The organism is Rahnella contaminans, from assembly GCF_011065485.1.
Taxonomy (GTDB): domain Bacteria; phylum Pseudomonadota; class Gammaproteobacteria; order Enterobacterales; family Enterobacteriaceae; genus Rahnella; species Rahnella contaminans.
This window is the reverse complement of sequence record NZ_JAADJS010000007.1, coordinates 109,320-128,844: the sequence shown is the minus strand read 5'-3', so window position 1 is coordinate 128,844 and position 19,525 is coordinate 109,320. Positions and strand designations below refer to the sequence as shown.

The following is a 19,525-nucleotide window of genomic DNA, read 5'->3' as shown; positions in this document are numbered from 1 at the left end:
AACAAACTTGTATCAGACGATTGCTGATATGAGTGAAAGAACCGGTGGAGCGGTAGTTCAGTTGGTTAGAATACCTGCCTGTCACGCAGGGGGTCGCGGGTTCGAGCCCCGTCCGTTCCGCCAATTATTAAATATTATGCCTGCTAAATTAGCAGGCATAATAGTAAGCGTAATATAGGGGCGTAGCTCAGTTGGTAGAGCACCGGTCTCCAAAACCGGGTGTCGCGAGTTCGAGTCTCTCCGCCCCTGCCATATTAAAGCCCTTCGCGAAAGCGAGGGGCTTTTTTGTTATATGCCTCTCTGACTTTCCTCATTGTCCATACAACTGTGATTTAATCCTCGTTTTGCTAAAATTTTGCACCATTAATGCTCAATCCTTCCCCGTTTTCTGGTTGTTTTTTGTCATGTTTCGGCTAAATACATGCACTAAATGATTGTTATCCTCGTATGTGACACCGCTCATGCTCCCATTTTCCCAGTGTACTAAACCTAATCATCGTCCGATGACGATGACCCGATCCTGACAATACGTTTTCCTCCTTTTTAAAGCATCTTTGTCGCAATGAAGGAATACGTTTGCTGGATGAAAATCCTGGCCGTACCCAACGAGTCATAACAAAAAGTAGCTCAGACTACACGCGAGGAAAAAGACATGTATAAACGCTTATTAGTGGCAGCAGCAGTTGCAACAACACTTTGTGGGGCGGCGCAGGCAGCTCCTCTGGTTGTGGGATTTTCGCAGATCGGTTCTGAGTCCGGGTGGCGTTCTGCTGAAACTAAAGTATCTAAATCAGAGGCAGAAAAACGCGGCATTACACTGAAAATTGCTGATGCCCAGCAGAAACAAGAGAACCAAATCAAAGCGATACGTTCCTTTATCGCACAAGGTGTTGATGCGATCTTCATCGCGCCTGTTGTCGCAACCGGCTGGGCTCCTGTTCTGACTGAGGCCAAAGAAGCCAAGATCCCGGTATTTCTGCTGGACCGCACTATCGAAGTCAGTGATCCGACGCTTTACACCGCTGCGGTCGCTTCAGACAGCGTTTACGAGGGTAAAGTGGCCGGTGACTGGCTGGTAAAAGAAGTCGCGGGTAAACCTTGTAACGTCGTGGAATTACAGGGAACCGTCGGTGCAAGTGTTGCTTTAAACCGTAAACAAGGTTTTGCCGATGCACTCAAAGCGGCACCAAACGTCAAAATTATCCGTTCCCAGTCTGGCGACTTCACCCGCAGTAAAGGTAAAGAAGTCATGGAAAGCTTCATTAAGGCTGAACAAAACGGCAAGAACATTTGTGCTGTTTATGCCCATAACGATGATATGGCAATCGGTGCGATTCAGGCCATTAAAGAAGCCGGTCTGAAACCGGGTTCGCAGATCAAAATCGTTTCCATCGATGGGGTTCCTGACATCTATAAAGCGATGTTAGCCGGTGAAGCGAATGCCTCTGTTGAGCTGACCCCTAACATGGCAGGCCCGGCATTTGATGCGCTGATCGCGATGAAAAAAGACGGTACTCAGCCTAAGAAATTCATCCAGACTCAGTCCGCTTTAATCCTGCCTGATATGGCTCAGAAAGAATACGACATGAAAAAAGACATGGGTTATTAAGCCGGTTTACCGGCTTGTCTCACGGACAAGCCGGTAAAAATTATTCCCTTTTCGCCGCTGGCGAATGCAGCAGGAGTAGTGACGTGACGGATAATCCAGATTCAATAACGCTGCTTGAAGTGCGCGGCTTGTCAGTTGAATTCCCCGGCGTAAAGGCGCTTGAAAATGTCGACTTCACACTCGAATGTGGCGAAATCGTTGCACTTTTGGGGGAAAATGGTGCCGGTAAATCCACAATGATTAAAGCGCTGACCGGCGTTTATAAACGCTCCGCAGGTCAGGTCTTTCTCAATGGAAAATCCATCGAACCAGTGAATACCGCAGACGCACAGTCGCTGGGGATTGGCACGGTCTATCAGGAAGTTAACCTTCTGCCGAATATCTCCGTTGCCGCGAATCTCTTCATCGGGCGAGAACCGACCCGCTTCGGACTGGTCCATCAGCGCAAAATGGAGCAACAGGCCGAAGCGCTTCTGGAAGGCTATGGGCTGCATCTGGATGTCAGCCAGCCTCTTTCCACTTATTCCATCGCTATCCAGCAGATCGTGGCCATTGCCCGGGCGGTGGACCTCTCTGCGCAAGTGCTGATCCTTGATGAGCCCACCGCCAGTCTTGATGCCAAAGAAGTCAGTATGCTGCTCGATATTCTTGTTCAGCTGCGCAACAAAGGCGTGGGGATGATCTTCGTGACGCATTTCCTCGATCAGGTGTATCGGATCAGCGACCGGATAACGGTTTTACGCAACGGCAAACGGGTGGGATCTGAACGTACTGTCGATCTGCCCCGTATCGATCTGGTACCGATGATGCTTGGGCACAGCTTTGATGAAAGCCTGCTTAAACGCACCGAACACCGGAATGTCACAGGCGAGCCATTGGTTGATTTCAAAGATTATGGTCGTCGTGGCGTGGTTGAACATTTCGATCTGAAAGTTCGTCGTGGAGAAATCGTCGGGCTGGCCGGGCTACTGGGTTCTGGCCGCACGGAAACTGCTCAGCTGATTTTTGGCATTAAAGGCCATGACAGCGGTAATGCGCAGGTTGAAGGCCGTGCGGAAACGATCAATACACCACGAAAAGCGGCGAAGCTCGGTTTTGGCTATTGCCCTGAAGATCGCAAAACCGACGGGATTATTGGTGCGGCAACGGTTCGCGAAAATATCATTCTGGCGTTGCAGGCCCGGCGTGGCTGGCTGCGTCCTTTACCGATGAAAGAACAGCATCAGATTGCCGAAAAGTTTATCAAACTCCTGGGTATCCGCACGCCCGGCACCGAGCAGGAAATTCAGTATCTTTCTGGAGGCAATCAGCAAAAAGTCCTGCTTTCCCGCTGGCTTGCGACCAATCCCCGCTTTCTTATTCTCGATGAACCCACTCGCGGGATTGATGTCGGCGCGCATGCGGAAATTATTCGCCTGATTGAAAAGCTTTGTGATGAAGGATTGGCGCTGCTGGTCATTTCCTCTGAGCTGGAGGAGCTGGCGGGTTACGCCGACCGTATCGTGGTACTGCGCGATCGTCGTCATGTTGCTGAAATTGAGCAGGCCGAGATCTCCGTGCCCGCCATTATGAAAGCCATCGCGGCTCAATGAGGAGATACCGATGAGTAACAGGAGTCTGCCGATGACAGGAAGGCCGCGCAAAGTAAGATTTGTGTTTCCCAAAGGTGCCACGCAAATTGGCGCTTTTGTCGCAATATTACTGATCGACAGTCTGGTCGCACCGGGCTTTTTCTCCATCCATATTCAGGATGGCCGCCTGTTTGGCAGCCTGGTAGACATATTCAATCGCGGCGCGCCCGTCGCTTTACTGGCCCTGGGGATGACGCTGGTTATCGCCACCGGCGGTATCGACCTGTCCGTCGGCGCGGTGATGGCGATCGCGGGCGCGACAGCAGCGACCATGACCGTTCAGGGATATCCGCTGACGATGGTGTTGCTGGCATCCGTGGGCGTCGGAGCGATATGTGGCTTATGGAATGGATTTCTGGTCGCTGTCCTGCAAATACAGCCGATTGTAGCCACACTGATGCTGATGGTCGCCGGAAGGGGTATCGCGCAGCTGATTACAGAAGGGCAGATCGTCACGTTTGAACACAACGGTTTGTCGCAATTTGGCAGCGGTTCTTTGTTCTATCTTCCGATGCCGGTGATTATTGCTGCCGTCATGCTGATACTGGTCTGGGCGCTCACGCGTAAAACTGCACTCGGGCTGTTTATCGAATCTGTCGGCATCAATATCCGCTCTGCCTATAACGCCGGTGTGAATGCGCGCCTGGTGCTCATTTCAACCTACGTTGTTTGCGGGATATGCGCGGCAGTCGCGGGCGTCATTGTCACGGCGGATATCCGGGGTGCCGATGCCAACAACGCCGGATTATGGCTAGAGCTGGACGCCATTCTCGCCGTTGTCATCGGCGGCGGTTCGCTGCTGGGCGGACGTTTTAACCTGCTTCTTTCGGTGGTCGGAGCGCTGATCATTCAGGGAATGAACACCGGTATTCTGCTTTCAGGCTTTAAACCCGAGTTTAATCTGGTGCTCAAAGCTCTGGTGGTTCTTGCCGTCCTGGTGGTTCAGTCGCCCCGCGTCTCGCTCAGTAATCTGTTCCGGAGAAAGGGATAATGCTTAAAAGAAATCTGCCCCTGCTGATTACTATCGTGGTGTTTCTGGCCGGATATGGGTATTGCTTCACCCAGTTTCCCGGATTCGCCTCCACGCGTGTCTTCTTTGATTTACTGACAGATAACGCCTTCCTCGGCATCGTAGCCGTCGGGATGACCTTCGTGATCCTCTCCGGCGGTATCGACCTGTCCGTGGGATCTGTTATCGCTTTTACGGGCGTGTTGCTGGCGAAACTGATAGGCACGTACGGCGTCGCGCCGGGTTATGCGTTTGTCATTGTGCTTCTGATGGGGGCGCTGTTTGGTGCGCTGATGGGCTGGATTATTGATACGCTGAAATTGCCTGCTTTCATCATCACGCTGGCGGGGATGTTTTTTGTGCGCGGCATGAGCTTTATCGTCTCAGAGGAATCTCTGCCGATTAACCATCCGGTTTACGATTTTCTTGCCAATTACGCCTGGAAAATGCCCGGAGGTGGCCGTTTTACTCTGCTGGCTCTGGTCATGCTGCTGGTGGTCTTTGGCGGCATCATTCTGGCTCACCGTACGCGTTTCGGTAACAACGTCTATGCCGTGGGCGGCAGCAATGTGTCCGCGGCGCTGATGGGCGTTCCCGTCAGACGCACAACGATTTATATCTACATGTTGTCGAGTACGCTGGCGGTGTTATCGGGGATCATCTTCTCGCTCTACACGTCAGCGGGGTATGCGCTGGCGGCCAGCGGCGTTGAGCTTGATGCAATTGCGTCCGTCGTCATTGGCGGCACACTCTTGAGCGGCGGTGTGGGAACGGTGCTGGGAAGTTTGTTCGGCGTCTTAATTCAGGGGCTTATCCAGACTTACATCACGTTTGATGGCACGCTCAGTTCATGGTGGACGAAAATCGTCATGGGAGTTTTGCTGTTTATCTTTATCGCACTGCAAAAAGGCATGGGCACCTTCTGGACTGCCAGAAGGGCACGCCATCCACGACCAGAGCCGTCCTGAGTCAGGACGGCATCAGAAGTTAGTGATCAGCGGTGTTTTGAGTAACTGACGGATCAGAACCTGCTGATCGCTGTTTTGCAGCCAAACGGCGTACAACGGGCGGATCACCGGCGGAACATCTTCGTGCGCGGCGAGCTGCGGATATTCTTTCGCCCAATGCGCTGGCAGAAAAGCGCAGCCACCGGTATTTTCCAGCAACTGACGCGTCAGTTGTGCAGACGTTGTGGTCAGCACCGGTTCCTGATCGCTGTTTTGCAGCTTTTCCTGCTGTGGAAAATCTGCGCCCCATTCCAGTTTCACGTAAGGCGTTTGTTCCCCTCTGACCGTTTTCTTCGATGAAAAAAGTCGTAACGAGAAATTACCCAGAAGCTGGCTCGACAGTTCATCCATCTTGGGGGGTTCAGTGGTGATCAGCAAATCCAGTTGTCTTTCATGCAATTGTTTTACCAGTGACTGGCGTAAAGCGATGCGCGCTTCGAGCCTCAGCGTGTCACGTTGGGTGTAAAGCGACTGCATCCAGGGTGTCAGATAGGCTTCCCAAAGCGATGCCGTAGCGCCAATTGACAATTCTGTGTGCTGTAACGAGCGTACAACCTCTTTTTTCGCCATTTGCCACGTAGACATCAGATTCTCGGCATAGGGCAGCAGGCGTTCTCCTGCGGGCGTTAAGCGGATGTTATTGCGATGCCGCGTGAACAAATTAGCGCCAAGTTGGGTTTCCAGTTGCCGGATACGAAAGCTGACAGCCGATTGCGTCAGATAAAGGGATTCCGCCGCCCGACCAAAGTGGCGAGTTCTACTGACCTCCAAAAAGGTTTTCAGTAATTCCGTGTCCAAAACTATCTCCAATAATTTTTGTCGTTAAGATTTAAATGTTTTGTTTTACACAATGTCAAGCCTAACTAATACTCCGCGCCATAACAGCACGACCATGAGAGAATTAGGAGCGTGTCAGATGGCGGAAAGCTTCACCACGACAAATCGTTTTTTTGATAATAAACATTACCCTCGCGGGTTCTCCCGGCATGGCGATTTCACCATTAAAGAAGCGCAAATGCTAGAACGTTACGGCTTTGCTTTTAATGAGCTGGATCTGGGGAAACGTGAGCCCGTTACCGACGAAGAAAAGCTGTTCCTGGAGGTTTGCCGGGGTACGCGCGAACCTGTGACAGATGCAGAAAAAGTGTGGAACAAATATATTGTCCGCACCCGTCGTCCGAAGAAATTCCACACGCTGTCCGGCGGCAAACCGCAGGCCGATGCTGTAGAAGACTATACGGAAAGCGACGACTAATGAAACGGGGCGATGCCCCGTTTTTTTATGCCAGATTCTTATGTAAAGTTAACAATAGCCTATCCATGGTGCGATAGCTCAGCGCCTCAGAAATATGTTTTCGTTCAATCGATTCTTTCCCCTCTAAATCGGCTAATGTTCGCGCAACTTTCAGGATCCGGTGCCACGCCCTAACCGACAATCCCAGTTTATGCAGAACCTCTTCCAGAAATTCCGCATCCGTTTTTTTTAAAACGCAGTAAATTTCGACTTCGCTGCTGTTCAGCCTCGCATTGATTTTCCCCGCGCGTTTCAGCTGAATCTCCCGTGCGGCTAATACCCGTTCCCGAACCTGCGCACTGCTTTCCCGTGCTGTCGGCGTATGGTTTTGCTGGCTTAAAATTCCAGGCGGCAACAGTGGCACTTCAATGGATAAATCAAACCGGTCCAGGAAAGGGCCGGAAAGCCTGCCCAGATAGCGTAAAACCTGCTGCGGGGGCGTGCGGTTGTGGATCCCCTGATAGTGTCCGGTAGGGCTGGGATTCATCGCTGCAATCAGCTGGGCTCTGGCCGGATAACGGACTTTTGCCCGCGCCCGGGAGATCGTGATTTCGCCCGATTCCATCGGCTGGCGCAAAGCATCCAGCACCTGACGCTGGAATTCCGGAAGCTCGTCTAGAAACAGGACGCCATTGTGGGCCAGTGAAATTTCTCCCGGCTTAGGCAGCGAACCCCCGCCGACCAGCGCGCTAATTGACGTACTGTGATGTGGCGCCCTGAAAGGCCGTACACGAGAAAACTCACCGTCATCTTCCGGGTTATACACCAGGCTGGCGATCGCGGCGGTTTCGAGCTTTTCTTCGTTACTGAGCGGGGGAAGTAAGCCCGGCAAACGGCTCGCCAGCATGGTTTTCCCGGTGCCGGGCGGTCCGATAAGCAATAAGTTATGGCCTCCGGCGGCGGCGACCTCCAGTGCGCGTTTTGACTGCTCCTGACCAATGATATCGGCGATGTCAGGCTGGCAGGCAGGTTCCGGCGCAACGGGTGGATATTCAATCGCCGGCAGGCTGTCCTCGCCCTGCAAAAAAGCACAAACCTGTAACAGATGTCCTGCAATATTAGCGACGCCGGGATCAAGCAGCGTCATTTCGGACTGATTGGCTTGCGGCAAAATTAAAATCCGGCCTTCTTTCTGCGCTTCGAGCGCCGCAGGAATTGCGCCGTTAACGCTGCGCAAAGCGCCTGAAAGTCCCAGTTCTCCCAAAAACTCATATTTCACCAGCCTGTCGCCTCTAAGCTGTTCAGAGGCCACCAGAATCGCCAGCGCGATAGATAAATCATACCGGCCACCTTCTTTGGGCAAGTCGGCAGGGGCGAGATTCACCGTAATCCGCTTGGGAGGAAAACTGAAACCACAGTTGATGATGGCGCTGCGGACTCGATCTCTGGCCTCTTTGACGGTGGTTTCGGGCAGGCCGACCAGCGTCAGGGCCGGTAAGCCATTACTGATATGCACTTCAACGGAGACACCCGGAGCCTGAACACCCAGTGATGCGCGGGTATACACCACGGCTAATGACATACTTCTTCCTTGGCTGTGAATTTTCCTGAAAGGCAGCATGACGCAGTCGGTAACGATTTTGTGAAGAAGATCTGCCAAATGCGCAGCGTCACGTAAAAAGACTCGCGGGATTATCAGGTTGCAATGCGGCAGTGCGTGGTGCGCCGCACTGGCGGTAATACTCCTTAACAAATTGAGGTCTTCGGAAACAAATTAGCGGGCTAATTAAGTTGCTGTTTATACAGGCTGAGGTGTTTAATCTTTATGTATTTAACAATAAAGAAACAAATATCAATCATTGATTAACATCTCTCTGCCTCGCTGAGGATTTTCCGGAACAGTTCAGTGAGAGCACTGCCTACAGCTATTCCGGAATAGGGATAAACCCATGTTTGGTTGGACCTCCCGGCAGCGTAATGTTGCCATCGCCAGCTTTTTAAGCTGGACGCTCGATGCTTTCGATTTCTTCATTTTAGTCTTTCTTCTTAGTGACATAGCGACAGCCTTTCATGTCGATATCAAAGAAGTCACGCTGGCGATTTTGCTGACACTAGCGGTGCGGCCCATCGGCGCGCTGGTGTTCGGGCGGGCCGCAGAAAAATACGGACGTAAACCGGTGCTGATGGTGAATATTGCCTGCTTTTCCGTATTTGAACTCTGCACCGCAGCGGCGCCGTCCCTGAGCATTTTCCTGATCCTGCGTGTGATTTATGGCGTGGCGATGGGTGGTGTGTGGGGTGTGGCTTCTTCACTGGCGATGGAAACCATTCCTGACCGTTCGCGCGGCATGATGTCCGGTATTTTTCAGGCCGGTTATCCGTTCGGGTATCTGCTGGCCGCGGTGGTTTACGGGCTGTTTTCGGAGATGGTCGGCTGGCGCGGAATGTTTGTCATCGGCGCTGTGCCGATTTTCCTGCTGCCTTTCATCTGGTTTAAGGTGCAGGAATCGCCGGTCTGGCTTGCTGCCCGTGAACGCAAGGAAAGCACCGCGCTATTGCCAGTGCTCAAATCACACTGGAAACTTTGTGTTTATCTGGTCGTCCTGATGGCGGCCTTCAATTTCTTCAGCCACGGAACGCAGGATCTCTACCCGTCATTCCTGAAAGTTCAGCACGGTTTTGATGCACATACGGTCAGCTTGATTGCTATCGGTTACACCATTGCGTCGATCATCGGCGGTATCTTCTTCGGTACGCTTTCAGAGAAGATTGGTCGTAAAAAAGCCATTATTATCGCAGCCTTACTGTCATTGCCGGTGATCCCGTTGTGGGCATTTTCCAGCGGAACCTGGACCATCGGCCTGGGGGCTTTCCTGATGCAGTTTATGGTGCAGGGTGCGTGGGGCGTGGTGCCGTCTTATCTCACTGAGCTGGTGCCTGCGAACACTCGCGCTGTATTGCCCGGATTTGTTTATCAGCTCGGGAATTTGCTGGCGTCGGTCAATGCGACATTGCAGGCAGGCATTGCCGAAAGTCACGGACATAACTACGGGCTGGCGATGGCGATTGTCGCCGGGACGGTGGCGATCGTGATTTCTGTACTTGTTGCATTCGGGCGAGATACGCGCGGAAAAGCGATAACGGGAGCAATAAATAATCAGAGAACGGATCAGCCTGCTAAGGTTTGATTTTTCAGATTATTTTTGCCGGATTGTGCAGCGCGTCGCAAATAATAACGCAAGAAAAGTGTTGTCATTAAACGCATTACTGTGATAACTCTGTAGGCAATCGTTCGCAATATGAATTTTAGAAACCTAAAAATGAAAGCCCTTCTCCTCGTAGTTAGCCTAGTCGTGATTAGCGTGGTGGTGATTATTATCCCACCGTGCGGGGCTGCACTTGGACGAAGAAAGGCTTATTAAACAAGCCTGAACCTGAAAAGAAACCCCGCACCGAAAGGTCCGGGGTTTTTTTTTGGGTCAGGTATTTCAGAGAACAGTGAAGCGGGGTCGGAAAATGAGCAACAGCATAATATTCTGCACTTGTCGCAAAAAGGCAGGAGAATAAAGATGAACGGAGCACAGTGGGTAGTACAAGCGTTGCGTGCGCAGGGTGTAAATACAGTATTTGGTTATCCTGGCGGGGCAATCATGCCGGTATACGATGCATTGTATGACGGCGGCGTGGAACACCTGTTGTGCCGGCACGAGCAGGGCGCCGCAATGGCCGCCATCGGCTATGCCCGTTCTACCGGAAAAGTCGGCGTTTGTATCGCCACTTCCGGGCCTGGTGCGACCAACCTGATCACTGGTCTGGCTGACGCGCTGCTCGATTCCGTTCCGCTGGTGGCTATCACCGGTCAGGTCGGTTCCGCATTCATCGGTACCGACGCCTTCCAGGAAATCGACGTTTTAGGTTTATCTCTGGCCTGTACCAAACACAGCTTCCTGGTTGAATCGCTGGACGCGCTGCCGGAAATCATGGCGGAAGCTTTTGCCATCGCCACTTCCGGGCGTCCGGGCCCGGTTCTGATCGACATCCCGAAAGATATTCAGCTGGCGACCGGCGAATTACCGCCGCATCTGCTGGCGGTAGAAGAAACCTTCCCGCATCCGGCAGCTGAACTGCAACAAGCCAGCGCGATGATCGCCGCGTCGCAAAAACCGATGATCTACGTCGGCGGCGGTGTCGGTATGGCTCAGGCGGTGCCGGCTTTACGTGACTTCATCTCAGCAACGGGCATGCCGGCGGTAGCCACCCTGAAAGGGCTGGGCGCACCGGATGAGACTGACCCGTGTTATCTGGGAATGCTGGGTATGCACGGCACCAAAGCCGCTAATCTGGCGGTTCAGTCCTGCGATTTACTGATTGCGGTCGGTGCGCGTTTTGATGACCGGGTGACAGGCAAACTGAATACCTTCGCGCCAAACGCGGCCGTTATCCACATGGATATCGATCCGGCGGAACTGAACAAACTGCGTCAGGCGCACGTCGCGTTGCAGGGTGATTTGAATTCTCTGTTACCTGCACTGCAACAACCGCTGAACATCAGCGCATGGCGTGATGAAGTGATGACGCTGAAAGCGCAGGGTGAATGGCGCTATGACCATCCGGGCGAAGCGATTTATGCACCGCTGTTACTGAAACAAATCTCCGATCGCAAATCTGCCAGTACCGTTGTCACCACCGATGTCGGTCAGCACCAGATGTGGACCGCGCAGCACATGCAGTTCAGCCGCCCGGAAAACTTCATCACCTCCAGCGGTCTGGGCACGATGGGCTTTGGCGTTCCGGCTGCCGTTGGCGCACAGGTTGCCCGCCCGGACGACATGGTGATCTGCGTTTCCGGTGACGGCTCGTTCATGATGAACGTTCAGGAACTGGGCACCATCAAGCGAAAACAGCTGCCCGTCAAAATCCTGTTGCTGGATAACCAGCGGTTAGGGATGGTACGACAGTGGCAGGAACTGTTCTTCGACGGACGTTTTAGTGAAACCAACCTTTCTGATAATCCTGATTTTGTGACGCTGGCCAGCGCATTCAATATCCCCGGCCAGCGTATCCACCGTAAAGACCAAGTCGATGCCGCTCTGGACGCATTCTTCACCAGCGAAGGCCCGTATTTGCTTCAGGTTTCCATCGACGAAAATGAGAATGTCTGGCCACTGGTTCCACCGGGCGCAGGCAACGAAACCATGTTGGAGAAAATGTCATGATGCAGCATAACGTCTCAATCCAGGCCCGTTTCCGCCCTGAAATGTTAGAACGCGTATTACGCGTTGTTCGCCACCGTGGTTTTCAGGTGTGCGCAATGAACATGACCCCGATGGTCAATGCGGAAAATATAAATATCGAATTGACCGTTGCCAGCCAGCGCCCGGTAGATTTACTGTCTTCACAGTTACGCAAACTTATGGATGTCGCTTGTGTCGAGATCCAGCAACATACATCACAACAAATACGCGCGAATGCGTGAGTAAAGGAACGAGAGAATGACGAAGAAAGCTGATTACATTTGGTTCAATGGCGAGATGGTTCCGTGGGCAGAAGCAAAAGTTCACGTCATGTCACACGCACTGCATTATGGCACTTCCGTATTTGAAGGCGTGCGTTGCTACGACTCCCATAAAGGCCCCGTCGTATTCCGCCACCGTGAACACATGCAGCGTCTGCGCGATTCCGCAAAAATCTACCGTATGCCGGTTTCTCAGAGCGTGGATGAGCTGATGGAGGCTTGCCGCGAAACTCTGCGCAAAAACAATCTGGTCAGCGCGTATATCCGTCCGCTGGTGTTTGTTGGCGATGTCGGTATGGGCGTTAACCCGCCGGACGGCTACAAAACTGACGTGATCATCGCGGCCTTCCCGTGGGGCGCGTATCTGGGTGAAGAAGCGCTGGAGCAGGGCATCGATGCGATGGTGTCCTCCTGGAACCGCGTGGCAGCCAATACTATTCCAACTGCTGCGAAAGCCGGCGGTAACTACCTTTCTTCATTGCTGGTCGGTAGCGAAGCGCGTCGCCACGGCTATCAGGAAGGTATTGCGCTCGACGTTCACGGTTATGTCTCTGAAGGTGCGGGCGAAAACCTGTTCGAAGTAAAAGACGGCATTCTGTTTACACCTCCGTTTACCTCTTCCGCTCTGCCGGGAATCACCCGTGACGCTATTATTAAACTGGCGAAAGATATGGGGCTGGAAGTTCGCGAGCAGGTTCTGTCCCGCGAATCCCTTTACCTGGCCGATGAAGTCTTCATGTCCGGTACTGCCGCAGAAATCACACCGGTTCGCAGCGTTGACGGCATTCAGGTTGGCATCGGCAAACGTGGTCCGGTCACCAAACAAATTCAGGATGCATTCTTCGGCCTGTTCACCGGCAAAACCGAAGACAAATGGGGTTGGCTGGATCCAATCAACCCACAGTAATTACCCGTCATCCTTCAGGCTGCTTCTGCGTTGGCTGCCTTTATTCACCCCGGTCACTTACCTGAGTAAGCTCCCGGGGATTCATTCAGTTGCCGCCTTGATGCAACCCGAATGATTTAGGGTAATGATGAGGATAAATAAGAAATTCAGCAGGTAGCGATTTCGCTGCCTGCTAAACAGAAATGATTTGGAGTGAACAGAGCATGCCTAAGTACCGTTCCCACACCACGACCCATGGCCGCAATATGGCGGGTGCCCGCGCTTTATGGCGTGCCACCGGCATGACCGATAACGATTTCGGCAAGCCCATTATTGCCGTCGTCAACTCCTTCACCCAGTTCGTACCGGGCCACGTGCATTTGCGTGATTTGGGTAAACTGGTTGCCGAGCAAATAGAAGCGTCCGGCGGCGTGGCGAAAGAGTTCAACACTATCGCCGTGGATGACGGGATCGCCATGGGCCATGGCGGCATGCTGTATTCACTGCCTTCACGCGAGCTGATCGCAGACTCGGTGGAATACATGGTTAACGCGCACTGCGCCGATGCCATGGTCTGCATTTCCAACTGCGACAAAATCACCCCGGGAATGCTGATGGCGTCACTGCGCCTGAACATTCCGGTGATCTTCGTTTCCGGCGGTCCGATGGAAGCCGGTAAAACCAAGTTGTCTGACAAAATCATCAAACTCGACCTGGTTGATGCGATGATTCAGGGCGCAAACCCGAACGTCAGCGATGCCGACAGCGAGCAAATTGAACGTTCTGCCTGTCCGACCTGCGGTTCCTGTTCCGGTATGTTTACCGCTAACTCCATGAACTGTCTGACCGAAGCTTTGGGTCTTTCTCAGCCGGGTAACGGTTCATTGCTGGCCACTCACGCGGATCGCCGTGACCTGTTCCTGAACGCCGGTCGCCGCATCGTTGAGCTGACCAAGCGTTATTACGAGCAGGATGACACCAGCGCCTTACCGCGCAGCATCGCCAGCAAAGCCGCATTCGAAAACGCCATGACGCTGGATATCGCGATGGGCGGCTCCACCAACACCGTTCTGCATCTGTTAGCGGCAGCGCAGGAAGGCGAAATCGACTTCGACATGACCGACATCGACCGTCTGTCACGCAAAGTACCGCATCTGTGTAAGGTTGCGCCAAGCACCCAGAAATATCACATGGAAGACGTTCACCGCGCCGGTGGCGTACTGGCGATTCTGGGCGAACTGGATCGCGCCAACCTTCTGAACCGCGACGTAAAAAATATTCTCGGTCTGACCCTGAACCAGACGCTGGATCAGTACGACATCATGCTGACCCAGGACGAAGCGGTGAAAAAAATGTTCCGCGCCGGTCCGGCAGGCATCCGTACCACACAGGCATTCTCACAAGATTGCCGCTGGGACACACTCGATGATGACCGCGCCGAAGGCTGTATCCGCTCTCTGGAACATGCGTTCAGCAAAGACGGCGGTCTGGCTGTGCTTTACGGCAATATCGCCGAAGCGGGCAGTATCGTTAAAACCGCAGGCGTGGATGAATCCAACCTGACGTTCCGGGGGCCGGCCAAGGTTTATGAGAGCCAGGACAGCGCAGTTGAAGCGATTCTCGGCGGTAAAGTGGTTTCCGGCGACGTGGTCGTTATCCGCTACGAAGGGCCAAAAGGCGGGCCTGGCATGCAGGAAATGCTGTATCCGACCACGTATCTGAAATCCATGGGGCTGGGTAAAGAGTGTGCGCTGATCACCGATGGTCGTTTCTCCGGCGGGACGTCCGGTCTGTCCATCGGCCACGTTTCTCCCGAAGCGGGCAGCGGCGGCCTGATTGCACTGGTTGAAGATGGCGACATCATCGACATCGACATTCCAAACCGCAAAATGGTGCTGGACGTTCCGGCGGCGGAACTGGCAGCGCGTCACGAAGCCGAACTGGCACGCGGCGATAAAGCCTGGACGCCTAAGAACCGTGAACGTGTGGTTTCTCTGGCGCTGCGTGCTTATGCATTGCTGGCGACCAGTGCGGACAAAGGCGCAGTACGCGACAAGTCTAAGCTGGGAGGCTGACAGTCATGGCGGTATCACAACCTTTACCCGACCAGCCGTGCGGCGCAGAATATCTGCGTGCCGTGCTGCGTGCGCCGGTTTATGAAGTCGCGCAGGTGACGCCTTTGCAGGTCATGGAAAAAATCTCTTCCCGGCTGGGTAACACCATTCTGGTGAAGAGGGAAGACCGCCAGGCTGTTCACAGTTTTAAACTACGCGGTGCGTATTCGATGATTGCCAGCCTGACCGAAGAACAGGCTGCACGCGGCGTCGTTACGGCGTCAGCGGGCAACCATGCCCAGGGTGTCGCGCTTTCAGCCACCAAAAAAGGCATCAAATCTCTGATTGTGATGCCGGTGGCGACTGCGGATATCAAAGTTGATGCGGTGCGTAATTTCGGCGGCGAAGTCCTGCTGTTTGGCGCGAATTTCGACGAAGCCAAAGGCAAAGCTATTGAGCTTTCGCAAAAGCAGGGCATGACCTTTGTGCCGCCGTTTGACCATCCGGCGGTGATCGCCGGACAAGGCACGCTGGCGATGGAACTGCTGCAACAGGATGCGCATTTGGATCGCGTTTTTGTTCCCGTCGGCGGCGGTGGTCTGGCCGCCGGTGTGGCGGTGCTTATCAAACAGCTGATGCCGCAGATTCAGGTGATCGGCGTCGAAGCCGAAGATTCTGCCTGTCTGCGTGCGGCGATGGACGCCGGTGAACCGGTGGATCTGGCGCGTGTCGGCTTGTTCGCCGAAGGCGTGGCGGTGAAACGTATTGGCAACGAAACCTTCCGTCTGTGCCGCGAATATCTCGATGACGTGATCACTGTCGACAGCGATTCTATCTGCGCGGCGGTGAAAGATTTGTTCGAAGATGTGCGTGCGATTGCAGAACCTTCCGGCGCGCTGGCGCTGGCGGGGCTGAAGAAATACGTGCAGCAGCACAACATTCAGGGCGAGCGTCTGGCGCATGTGCTTTCTGGCGCGAACGTCAATTTCCACGGTCTGCGTTATGTGTCAGAACGCTGCGAGCTGGGCGAACAACGCGAAGCACTGCTGGCGGTGACTATCCCTGAGCGCAAAGGCAGCTTCCTGAAATTCTGTCAGCTGCTGGGTGGCCGTTCGGTGACGGAGTTTAACTACCGTTATGCCGATGCGGACAATGCCTGCATTTTCGTGGGTGTACGTCTGACGCGCGGTCACGCAGAACGTCAGGAAATTATCGACGAACTGAACCACGACGGTTATCAGGTTGTGGATTTGTCCGACGATGAAATGGCGAAACTTCACGTGCGTTATATGGTGGGCGGGCGTCCGACCAAACCTCTGCGTGAGCGGCTTTACAGCTTTGAATTCCCGGAATCCCCGGGTGCTTTGCTGAAATTCCTGCATACGCTGGGCACGCACTGGAATATTTCACTGTTCCATTACCGCAGCCACGGCACTGATTTTGGTCGCGTGCTGGCGGCGTTTGAGCTGAACGAACAAGAGCCGGAGTTCGAACAGAACCTGACGGCGCTGGGCTATGACTGTCACAACGAAAGTGATAATCCGGCGTTCCGCTTCTTCCTGGCGGGCTAAAATCAAACGGGGCACCTTAAAAGTGTCCCGTTTTTTTTATCCTGAGACGCTCAGAGTAATTGCCAGAACGCCTCGATCAGGGGTTCGTTCAGCCGTTTTTTCTGCACGCAGACGCCCAGTTCCAGCGGCGCGCCGAGCGTGACGTTATCCAGAACAGAAATGCGGTTGCGAACCGGTTCCGGGCTGTTATCGACTACTACCGAAGGGATGAGTGCGATGCCGCAACCGAGCGCGACCATCGACACAATGGCTTCGTGGCCGGACACCGTGGCGTAAATCAGCGGGTTGCTCAGACGGTTTCGTTTGAACCAGATGTCGATACGTTTTCGCGCCGGGCCATGTTCCGGCAGGATAAACGGAATCTGTGACCAGTCGGGATGTGGCACGCTGACTTGCGTTCGCACCGCGCCCGGCAGAGACGGGGAAATCAGGATCATCGGGATTTCGCCGATCTGCGTGAAATCGACACTGCCCGGCAGACTTTCCGGGCGGCCTGCAATCCCCAGGTCCGCTTCGGTGGACTGAACTTTTTCGACCGCGTCGGCGGCGTCGCCGGTGGTCAGTTTGATTTCGACCAGCGGATGTTGCGCGCGGAAGCGGTCAAGAATAGGGGGCAGGTGGCTGTACGCAGCGGTGACCGAGCAGAACAAATGCAGCTCGCCACTGAGCGTCGGGCCATGCTGATCCAGCCCGCTGCGCAGTTGCTGGTAACTCAGCAGCGTTTGCTGGGCAAAAGTTTTGAGCTGTTCACCCGCGCTGGTCAGTTGCACAGTGCGGTTGTCACGCTGAAATAACGGCTGGCCGAGTTCTTCTTCCAGCCGCTGGATCTGGCGCGATAATGTAGACGGGCTGACATGCATCGCCTTCGACGAACGGCCAAAATGGCGGCTTTCCGCCAGATGTAAGAACAGTTTCAGATCACGCAAATCCATAAAGAAGTCCCGGCTTTTTAGTTACGCAAAGGTCAAACGAAGTATATTGCATTTTTTGCAACGTCATCTTCGTAATATATCAATTTAAGCAATGTGTCGCATGACATATAGTGAATTCACGGCGTTCACCGGCTCACCGGTGAAACAAAAAATAACAGCACTTACCTCGATAGAACGGAGCAAGACATGGCTAACTATTTCAACACACTGAACCTGCGTCAGCAGCTGGCACAACTGGGCAAATGCCGCTTCATGGGTCGCGATGAATTCGCGGACGAAGCCAGCTACCTCAAAGGTAAAAAAGTGGTGATTGTAGGCTGTGGCGCACAGGGCCTGAACCAGGGTCTGAACATGCGTGATTCCGGTCTGGATGTTTCCTACACCCTGCGTGCAGAAGCGATTGCTGAGAAGCGTGCTTCATGGCGTAAAGCGACCGAAAACGGCTTCAAAGTCGGCACTTACGAAGAACTGATCCCACAGGCTGACCTGGTCGTTAACCTGACGCCAGACAAACAGCACAGCGCTGTGGTTAAAGCGGTTCAGCCTCTGATGAAAGATGGCGCAACGCTGGGTTACTCACACGGCTTCAACATTGTTGAAGTGGGCGAGCAAATCCGTAAAGACATCACCGTCGTGATGGTTGCGCCGAAATGTCCGGGTACTGAAGTTCGTGAAGAATACAAACGTGGTTTCGGCGTTCCGACGCTGATCGCTGTTCACCCGGAAAACGACCCGAAAGGCGAGGGCATGGCGATTGCTAAAGCCTGGGCAGCAGCAACGGGCGGCCACCGCGCCGGTGTTCTGCAATCTTCTTTCGTTGCAGAAGTAAAATCTGACCTGATGGGCGAGCAGACTATCCTGTGCGGTATGTTGCAGGCCGGTTCTCTGCTGTGCTTCGACAAACTGGTTGCTGACGGCGTGGATGAAGCGTACGCAGAAAAACTGCTGCAATTCGGCTGGGAAACCATCACCGAAGCGCTGAAACAAGGCGGCATCACGCTGATGATGGATCGTTTGTCAAACCCGGCGAAACTGCGTGCTTATGCGCTGTCCGAACAACTGAAAGAGATCATGGCGCCGCTGTTCCAGAAACACATGGACGACATCATCTCCGGCGAATTCTCCCGCGGCATGATGGCTGACTGGGCGAACGACGACAAAAACCTGCTGACCTGGCGTGAAGAAACGGGCGCAACTGCGTTCGAAAACGCACCACAGTTCGACGGTAAAATTTCTGAGCAGGAATATTTCGATCACGGCGTCGTGATGATTGCGATGGTTAAAGCAGGCGTTGAACTGGCCTTCGAAACCATGGTGGCTTCCGGCATCATCGAAGAATCTGCTTACTACGAATCACTGCACGAACTTCCGCTGATCGCCAACACCGTTGCGCGTAAGCGTCTGTACGAAATGAACGTGGTTATCTCTGATACCGCAGAATACGGTAACTACCTGTTTGCTAATGCCGCAGTACCGTTGCTGAAAGAGTTTATGACCACCCTGCAGGCGGGTGATTTGGGCAAATCTGTTGCAGAAACGCAGGTCGATAACGCACAGCTGCGTGACGTTAACGAAGCGATTCGCAACCACCCGATCGAGTCAATCGGCCGCACTTTACGTGGTTATATGACTGATATGAAACGCATCGCAGTAGCGAGCTGATCCTCTTCTTACTCGAATTCTTCCGGGTTTTCGGAAGATAAATAAAAAGGGCACTGCATGAAAATGCGGTGCCCTTTCTTTTTACTGCGCCGGAACGGTAACTCAGTTGCGGTACAGGATCTTAATGATGTGGTAACCGAACTGCGTGTGCAGCGGGCCTTGTGGCTCGATCAGCGGCGCAGAGAAAACCACTTTATCGAAAGCTGGCACCATTGCGCCTTGCTTGAATTCACCTAAATGGCCGCCTTTTTTGCCTGACGGGCAGGTAGAATGTTTTTTAGCCAGTTTTTCGAAATCGCCGCCATTCTTCAGTTGTTCCAGAATATCGAGCGCCTGTGCTTCTTCCTTAACAAGGATATGCATTGCTGCAGCAGTTTTTGCCATGATTGAGACCTTTTATGCGAGAGTGTTTCCA

Annotated in this window: 17 protein-coding genes and 2 tRNA genes; 15 read left to right on the top strand and 4 right to left on the bottom strand. The window is 53.5% G+C overall.

Annotated features, from left to right (window positions below; all coding sequences use genetic code 11):
* Nucleotides 1–46: 46 nt before the first annotated feature.
* The 6 genes from GW579_RS22375 to yjfF all read left to right on the top strand — a co-directional run bounded on the left by GW579_RS22375 (nt 47) and on the right by yjfF (nt 5,217).
* Nucleotides 47–123 (top strand) — tRNA-Asp (locus GW579_RS22375).
* A 53-nt stretch (nt 124–176) separates the two neighbouring features.
* Nucleotides 177–252: transfer RNA gene (locus GW579_RS22370), tRNA-Trp, on the top strand.
* 400 nt (nt 253–652) lie between these two features.
* Nucleotides 653–1,609: a galactofuranose ABC transporter, galactofuranose-binding protein YtfQ gene (gene ytfQ / locus GW579_RS22365; RefSeq protein ID WP_152324742.1), complete on the top strand. Its 957-nt coding sequence runs from the start codon at nt 653–655 to the stop codon at nt 1,607–1,609.
* Between the two features lie 110 nt (nt 1,610–1,719).
* Nucleotides 1,720–3,201 (top strand): galactofuranose ABC transporter, ATP-binding protein YtfR, encoded by a 1,482-nt coding sequence (gene ytfR / locus GW579_RS22360; protein WP_206739024.1) that lies wholly within the window; start codon nt 1,720–1,722, stop codon nt 3,199–3,201.
* Nucleotides 3,202–3,211: 10 nt separating this feature from the next.
* Nucleotides 3,212–4,231 carry a galactofuranose ABC transporter, ATP-binding protein YtfT gene (gene ytfT, locus GW579_RS22355; protein WP_152324744.1) on the top strand — a complete coding sequence of 340 codons (1,020 nt, stop codon included), beginning with the start codon at nt 3,212–3,214 and terminating at the stop codon, nt 4,229–4,231.
* Nucleotides 4,231–5,217: a galactofuranose ABC transporter, permease protein YjfF gene (yjfF, locus tag GW579_RS22350; protein ID WP_165061956.1), complete on the top strand. Its 987-nt coding sequence runs from the start codon at nt 4,231–4,233 to the stop codon at nt 5,215–5,217. The genes ytfT and yjfF overlap by 1 nt, the downstream gene beginning before the upstream one ends.
* 12 nt (nt 5,218–5,229) lie before the next feature.
* Here the strand turns inward: yjfF and hdfR are convergent, their stop codons facing one another.
* Nucleotides 5,230–6,054, bottom strand: coding sequence for an HTH-type transcriptional regulator HdfR (gene hdfR, locus GW579_RS22345; RefSeq protein WP_152324746.1), 825 nt, complete (start codon nt 6,052–6,054; stop codon nt 5,230–5,232).
* A 118-nt stretch (nt 6,055–6,172) separates the two neighbouring features.
* On the opposite strand from hdfR, the gene GW579_RS22340 reads away from it, so the two are divergent.
* Entirely contained in the window at nt 6,173–6,511 is a 339-nt protein-coding gene (locus GW579_RS22340; protein WP_095924170.1) for a MaoP family protein, read from the top strand.
* A gap of 25 nt (nt 6,512–6,536) precedes the next feature.
* On the opposite strand, the gene GW579_RS22335 is transcribed toward GW579_RS22340, so the two are convergent.
* On the bottom strand, nt 6,537–8,072 hold the full coding sequence (locus GW579_RS22335; protein WP_152324747.1) for a YifB family Mg chelatase-like AAA ATPase: 1,536 nt from the start codon (nt 8,070–8,072) through the stop codon (nt 6,537–6,539).
* 367 nt (nt 8,073–8,439) lie between these two features.
* On the opposite strand from GW579_RS22335, the gene GW579_RS22330 reads away from it, so the two are divergent.
* The 7 genes from GW579_RS22330 (at nt 8,440) to ilvA (ending at nt 16,516) form a co-directional block, all read left to right on the top strand.
* The gene (locus tag GW579_RS22330) at nt 8,440–9,678 is read left to right on the top strand and encodes an MFS transporter (RefSeq protein WP_165061953.1); all 1,239 of its coding nucleotides are present in this window, start codon (nt 8,440–8,442) and stop codon (nt 9,676–9,678) included.
* Nucleotides 9,679–9,810: 132 nt separating this feature from the next.
* Nucleotides 9,811–9,912 carry an ilv operon leader peptide gene (gene ilvL / locus GW579_RS22325; protein WP_015699153.1) on the top strand — a complete coding sequence of 34 codons (102 nt, stop codon included), beginning with the start codon at nt 9,811–9,813 and terminating at the stop codon, nt 9,910–9,912.
* Nucleotides 9,913–10,059: 147 nt separating this feature from the next.
* Nucleotides 10,060–11,706: an acetolactate synthase 2 catalytic subunit gene (gene ilvG, locus GW579_RS22320; RefSeq protein ID WP_165061950.1), complete on the top strand. Its 1,647-nt coding sequence runs from the start codon at nt 10,060–10,062 to the stop codon at nt 11,704–11,706.
* The gene (ilvM, locus tag GW579_RS22315) at nt 11,703–11,966 is read left to right on the top strand and encodes an acetolactate synthase 2 small subunit (protein ID WP_013577547.1); all 264 of its coding nucleotides are present in this window, start codon (nt 11,703–11,705) and stop codon (nt 11,964–11,966) included. Before ilvG ends, ilvM begins: the two co-directional genes overlap by 4 nt.
* 16 nt (nt 11,967–11,982) lie before the next feature.
* Nucleotides 11,983–12,912, top strand: a complete 930-nt coding sequence (locus GW579_RS22310) for a branched-chain amino acid transaminase (RefSeq protein WP_101079475.1) — start codon at nt 11,983–11,985, stop codon at nt 12,910–12,912.
* A 203-nt stretch (nt 12,913–13,115) separates the two neighbouring features.
* Entirely contained in the window at nt 13,116–14,966 is a 1,851-nt protein-coding gene (ilvD, locus tag GW579_RS22305) for a dihydroxy-acid dehydratase (RefSeq protein WP_165061947.1), read from the top strand.
* Between the two features lie 5 nt (nt 14,967–14,971).
* Entirely contained in the window at nt 14,972–16,516 is a 1,545-nt protein-coding gene (ilvA, locus tag GW579_RS22300; protein WP_165061944.1) for a threonine ammonia-lyase, biosynthetic, read from the top strand.
* 50 nt (nt 16,517–16,566) lie between these two features.
* Here the strand turns inward: ilvA and ilvY are convergent, their stop codons facing one another.
* Entirely contained in the window at nt 16,567–17,448 is an 882-nt protein-coding gene (gene ilvY / locus GW579_RS22295) for an HTH-type transcriptional activator IlvY (protein ID WP_165061941.1), read from the bottom strand.
* A 186-nt stretch (nt 17,449–17,634) separates the two neighbouring features.
* Between ilvY and ilvC the strand changes: the two genes are divergently transcribed.
* Complete coding sequence (gene ilvC, locus GW579_RS22290) at nt 17,635–19,110, top strand: ketol-acid reductoisomerase (protein ID WP_152324754.1); 1,476 nt, start codon at nt 17,635–17,637, stop codon at nt 19,108–19,110.
* Nucleotides 19,111–19,212: 102 nt separating this feature from the next.
* On the opposite strand, the gene ppiC is transcribed toward ilvC, so the two are convergent.
* Nucleotides 19,213–19,494 (bottom strand): peptidylprolyl isomerase PpiC, encoded by a 282-nt coding sequence (gene ppiC / locus GW579_RS22285; protein WP_152324755.1) that lies wholly within the window; start codon nt 19,492–19,494, stop codon nt 19,213–19,215.
* Nucleotides 19,495–19,525: the final 31 nt, after the last annotated feature.